This window comes from Planktothrix sp. FACHB-1355 (genome assembly GCF_014748295.1).
Lineage (GTDB): Bacteria > Cyanobacteriota > Cyanobacteriia > Cyanobacteriales > Aerosakkonemataceae > Aerosakkonema > Aerosakkonema funiforme_A.
The window spans coordinates 1-5,962 of sequence record NZ_JACJUP010000330.1 but is presented as its reverse complement, the minus strand read 5'-3'; the positions used below and the strand labels follow the sequence as shown (position 1 = coordinate 5,962).

The window sequence follows — 5,962 nt, the reverse complement described above, 5'->3', positions numbered from 1 at the left end:
TTCTAAGCCGACCTTATACCAAGTTGCGTTCAAAGATAGCAGATAGAGAGACAGCCTGGAGCAGAGGGGCAAAAGGGTAAAAAAGTTAGATGTATGAGCGAAACAAGGTATTAATTATGACTTACTTATAAGGAACTTAAGTAAGAAACTTTACGACCTGTTAAAGTTGGGGCACAGAGGGTAGAGGGTCGAGGGATAATTCTCTTTTACCCTACTACCTACTATTTGCTAGCCATAACCAGCCTCAATTATATAATTAGCTGTTCTCCTCATAGTTAAAGGGATAAATAAAACTCATAAATTGGCTCAAATACTTGGCGTATGAGGGATTTCTTATTGCTCCGTTGTCCATCCCCTATGCTCCTAAAACCGGATTTTGCGGCCTAAGTAGAGGAGAGCCTTTTTATGTTTATGTTTTATCATCACACAACTGTACAAAAAGTAACTAATTTAGAGAATAAATTGTCAAAGAAAGTTGATTTTGAATAACGTTAGGCGATCGCACCCCGGACTAAAATGACAGTACAATCGGAACCGCGAGCGATCGCCTCCGGAATGTTCCCTTTAATCGCCTGCTGCAACATCCCCTCCCGACTCGCGCCCAACACGATCGCATCGCATTTCTCCTTTTCGGCCAAATCGATCACCGCTTCTGGCACAGAATTGGCACAAACAGGTGCAGCAACGCAAATACAGCCAACCTTGCGATGGAGAAACTGAGCGGCTTGTTCCAGTTTCCTGGTATTGCGTTGAGTCTTAGACGGCAAAAAAATTTGCGTCAGCCTGATTTCACACTTATCCGATACCGTACATAGGGAAGGTAACAGTTCCACAGCTGCTTGGGCGTTTGGGCCACCCGCCATTGGCAGCAACCACTTGCGGAACTTGTCATTTGTTGGTGTTACCGATGACAGCTGACCGGTGACAAAAGACGACTCGCCCAACTTCACCAGCACCACATCGCAAGCAGCTTGCCGAACGATCGTATCCACAACGCTGCCAAAGATGCGACCGGCGGTAGGCGGAGCTGCATTCCACCCCATGACAATCAAATCTATATGCTCATTTTTAATAGTTTCCAATATCGCTTGAGCGACATCGTGGGCAACTCGCACCTGAGTGTGAACCGGCAACCCCAACTGGCGTCCCAAATTTTCCGCCTGACGCAGCAAACGACGACTTTTGGCAGTTCGCACAGGTGCTTCCGACGGGGAAATGTGGCGCGGCGCGATCGTCACTTGCAAGCACTCTAACTCATAATCTCGATCGCGAGCGATCGCAGCTGCCAATCGCAACAGACTTGGTGCAGTTTGGGGATTAGATAAAGGCACCAACAAACGCCCCTTCCCCACAGCAGGCGATCGCGTTTGATAAGCTACATAAGATACTTCTGGCCCAGAACCTACACCTTTCCCTTCAATCTGGTCTACCTCAGCGCGAATAATATCAGCGCGAGTGATAATGCCGATCAGCTTGCGACCCTCAATTACCGGCAACCGACTCAATTGATAGCGATTGAGCAGATAAAGCACATCTGCCAAAGAAGCCTTGGGCCCAACCGTCACAGGTTGCGGCGTCATAATTTTCGACAGCAGCGCATCCCCAGGTAACTGAAGTTGGTCAATTTTCACCAAATCAGTTTGGGTGACGATACCGACCAACTTGCCATCATCCACCACCGGAAAGCCGCGATGATGAGAGCGGGAAAAAGCTTGTACGGCTTCATCCAGCGTCATTTGACTGCTGAGAGTTTCCACCCGTTGCTGCATCACGTTGCGGGCTTTCAACTCAGTGAGAATTCCGCCCTTGGGGGTTTCTGTGGCCAAATTTATGCCATTCCACTCCAGCAGACGATCGTACAGCGATCTGGGTGCGATCGCTTCTGCAACTAGATAAGAAGTAACAGAAGCAATCATCAACGGTAAAACCAAGTCGAAATTGGTTGTCATTTCAAACACAATTACAATTGCCGTAATCGGCACTTTGGAAACCGCACTGAAAAATGCCCCCATTCCTGCCAAAGCATAAGTAATCGGCGTACCCAATCCCCAAAAATGGCTGGCGAACAATCCCACCAGATAACCCAAAGAAGACCCCAAAATTAAAGAGGGCGCGAACAGCCCTCCCGGTGCGCCAGACCCAAAGGCAATTAAAGTCAAAATATACTGAGCAGTAAAAGCGATCGCCGCCACCTGCCATGTCGCGTTACCGTTGAGGAGGAATTCTCGCAGTCCCGTGTTATCCCGAAAGCCATCTGGCAAAAGTGCGATCGCCAAACCGGAAATTAATCCCGCCAATCCGATTCGCCAAGATAAACTTATACGCAGAGTGCGTTTGTAGAAATTGAGACTAACAAAAATACCCTGACAAAATATTGCTGCCAGCAATCCCGCTAAAACTCCCAAAATCAGATAGCAGGGAATTTCCGGCATCGAAAAACTAACTTGAACGGCGGTAGAATGGAGGTCTGGCCCCGAACTTTGGAAAGAATTGAGATTGAGACTGCTACCGCCCAATATTCGGGAAACTACCGCACCGATAAACGAAGCTAAGATGGCAGTACCCAGGGTGAAGCCAGAAACATCGTGCAAAAGTTCTTCCGCCACAAACAATACACCCGCGATCGGTGCGTTGAAAGCCGCCGCTAAACCCGCACCGGCACCTGCGGCAATCATCTGTTTGCGGTGATCCGGGGAAGTGGGAACCCAGCGACTGAGTTGTCCGGCTAAAGCTGCCCCGATCTGTACGGTTGGCCCCTGCCGCCCCACCGTTAGCCCAGAACCTATGGCGATCGTACTGCTGAGTAACTTAACTGCTGCCACCCGCCAAGAAAGATCCATCGGTACTCCCGCGAGTGCCGCTTTGACATGAGGAATCCCAGACCCGGCAGTTTCCGGTGCGAGGCGTTCTACCAGCAATCCAGCAATTGTACCGAAACAAAGTCCGATCGCGGGAAGTATCAAGTACGGCGGATAATTGGCAGAGATTTGCACCCGCAAAGTGCCCAACCATCCTACGCCAACTTTAAGCAACACCGATGCCAAAGCGGCAACTAAACCGATCAGGCAAGCTTCTGCGATCGCAAGGCGACGTCTGGGGCGCAATATCTGGCGGAGGCGCTTTGGGATGGTAGGATGCCACATAGTTGATGCAAGGATTTTGGATTTTGGATTTTGGATGATTAAGTTGATTTTGGGATTCAACAATTTCTGGTTTTCAAGGCATTTGCCGTTTCAATCTAAAATCTAAAATCTAAAATCTAAAATTAGATTCTTCCGGTTACCGATAAACCTTCCACAATTAGGGACGGCGTGTAACAATTCCCGTTCCACTCGGCATCGCCTCCCAGTGTGAGAATTTGTTTGAGGGCAGTGTAGACATTACCGGCCACCATTGTATCTTTGACTCGACCGACGATTTTTCCTTGCTGTACTCGATAACCTAAATCCACATTCACGGAAAAGTCGCCAGAAATTCCAGGCCCACCTCCCAGTATTTGATCTACGACCAATCCATCATCGATTTGGGCGATTAAATCCAACATCGACCCCGATCCGGGTTCGATCGACAAGTTAAACAAACCGGGGGTGGGGTAGCTTCCCAGTCCGGGACGAATGGCATTCCCGGTAGTACCGCTACCTAAGCGCCGACCGGTGGTGATGTCGGCATAAAAAAGCTGTAAAGTACCGTTTCTAATAAAGGTCAGAGTACGAGTGGGTGTACCTTCATCGTCGAAGGGGCAACTAAATGGCCCTCGATCTGGTTGTTGGGAGAGGGTGAGGATATCGGCAATTACTTTGCAGCTCAAGCGATCGCTCCACGGCGAAGCTCCTTCGACCACCATTTTACCGTTTAAAGCTGCTTGCACGGTGCCCCACAACATATCGGCTGCTTTGGCGGTGAATAACACCGGCACTCTCCCAGTCGGCGGCGCAACGTTCTCTTGCGCCCAATCCAGACGCAGTAAAATTTGTTGTGCCAAGGCAGCTGGATCGAGGCGATCGCGCTGGGTTTGACCGTCTGATACGCTCAAAAAATCATCGCCTCGCACCCATTCTGCCCCTAGATAGCAACTCAGGGTAGTATCCGAGTGCTGGCGATCGAGTCCGTGGGAGTTGACCAAGCGGGTGGTTTCTACTTCGCATTCCCACTCGGCGCTGACCAGCACTTCTGGGTAGGCATCTCGAATGAGGGCGATTGCTTCTTTTCCCCAAGCAACTAACCGATCTACCGATACTGCTTTTCCTTCATCCGGATAGCTTGCGATCGAGTCCGCCACCAGTTCTATCGGTTCGGGTTCGTTAAGATCGGAAAGGGCGATCGCTCTTTCTATCAAAGCTTTCGGTTCCACTGGCCCGTAAGCAACTGCCAATCCCGGACGCCCTTCTTTCCACAATCGCAGTGCCGTTCCCTCTGCTTGGGCGCTTTCGAGTTGTTTGAGTCGATTTGCTTCAAAAAAGACTGGTTTCGATAGCGATCGCGACTGATATACTTCAGCTGCTTCTGCACCCGATTTTGCTGCTAGTTCCAGCAGTTGTTCTGCTAGTGCCTTTGGTTGCAAGTTGTCAGAACCCATAACACGATTTTAGATTTTAGATTTTAAATTTTAGATTGAATCCAGAATCCTAAATCTAAAATTACGCTAGATCGAGATCTTGTAATAACCAAAAACCGGCAAAAGATTCTGCTTGAGGATCGGACTGAACTGCTAAAAAATGCACGTTTTGTGCTTTCTGCTTGGCTTCCTCAAATTTTTTGGCTTCGGCAACCGTAGCGGCATCTTTGATATTAGCGAGAATCCAGCGATCGATCGCACCTGTTTCTAATAGCAATCTCGCTTGCTTACCTGGGTCAAATTTAATGCACGCCAGTTCCAAACCCGATATCCAGGCAGACAAAGGCATCGCTCTAGACGAAAAGAAGATTATACCAGGGATGGGTGTATCCGCAGTTACGCCCCGCGCCTGCAAAGGAAAAGCTTCCTTAAAGCCAATTTCCCATTCGTTCATTTCCGCAAATGCTGACGCTTCCAAAGTCACAAACGCCCACCGCTGTCCGATTAAAGCATCGGGTAAAGGTTGGGGAGGTTGAATTTGGACTTGTACGGAAGGATTGGGGCCAACTGGTGTAAAGCCGGGATAATGGGGATATACTTCCTGCATCCGCTCGTTAAGCCACTGGTTGATGTTAAATGTCCGGCGGCTGGGGTAAGCTGCAATACCCAAATCTTCGCACGCTTTGGTAATCATATTATTCATGGCGATGCGGAAGAAGCGGATTTTTTGGGGAGTTTGTCCGGATTGAGCGATCGCTTCCTCCAATGCCGTCCGCAACCACACCGAGTTTACCCGATCGTTCGGACAGAATTTCGCAAACCGGAACGCAGATTCAGACGAGTCTTTCACATCCAAAGGACTCTCGCAGATCAGCACTTCCCACAATTTTTTCTTGTTCTCGTCGAATATCGGACGCGAATAAAAGTCAATTTCCCAAATAGTACCCATGTCAAACAGTTAGAATTTCGCCATTTTCAATCATACGATTAATTCGGGATAAATATTTGTATTTCAATTGCTATAGATGTAAGACAATTCCTAAATTTCCCCTTTATCTATAGCACCATTCCAGTAGAAATTAATTTACAAAAAGAACGAAATATGTATTGTGAGGCTCACTCGCCCAATTTATAGGGTGGGTTAAGCACGGGTACGCGCTAACGGTATTACTTATCGGGAAATCAACTATTTTTGTGTGTTGTGAAATAATCGTCCGCACCTAAACCAGCCTACAAATTGTTATACCAAATCCGGGTTAATTACTCCCTTTATCTTCTTTCTTCTTTCTTCTTTCTTCCTTCTTCGTTTTCTTCGATCTTCTCGGTTCGTTTACTCCCTTCCCGCCGTAAGATTATCGATCGCAAGTTACTTGTTGTTCTTTTCTCCCCCACTCTCCCGCTCCCCCC

General features: G+C 48.3%; 3 protein-coding genes. All 3 read right to left on the bottom strand.

Features of this window, described 5'->3' with window-relative positions; translation table 11 throughout:
* Window positions 1-491: 491 nt before the first annotated feature.
* The 3 genes from H6S82_RS15090 to H6S82_RS15080 all read right to left on the bottom strand — a co-directional run bounded on the left by H6S82_RS15090 (window position 492) and on the right by H6S82_RS15080 (window position 5,504).
* Complete coding sequence (locus H6S82_RS15090) at window positions 492-3,143, bottom strand: chloride channel protein (RefSeq protein WP_190469295.1); 2,652 nt, start codon at window positions 3,141-3,143, stop codon at window positions 492-494.
* Between the two features lie 122 nt (window positions 3,144-3,265).
* Window positions 3,266-4,576 carry a TldD/PmbA family protein gene (locus H6S82_RS15085; RefSeq protein ID WP_190469297.1) on the bottom strand — a complete coding sequence of 437 codons (1,311 nt, stop codon included), beginning with the start codon at window positions 4,574-4,576 and terminating at the stop codon, window positions 3,266-3,268.
* Between the two features lie 61 nt (window positions 4,577-4,637).
* Complete coding sequence (locus H6S82_RS15080; protein WP_190469300.1) at window positions 4,638-5,504, bottom strand: Tab2/Atab2 family RNA-binding protein; 867 nt, start codon at window positions 5,502-5,504, stop codon at window positions 4,638-4,640.
* Window positions 5,505-5,962: the final 458 nt, after the last annotated feature.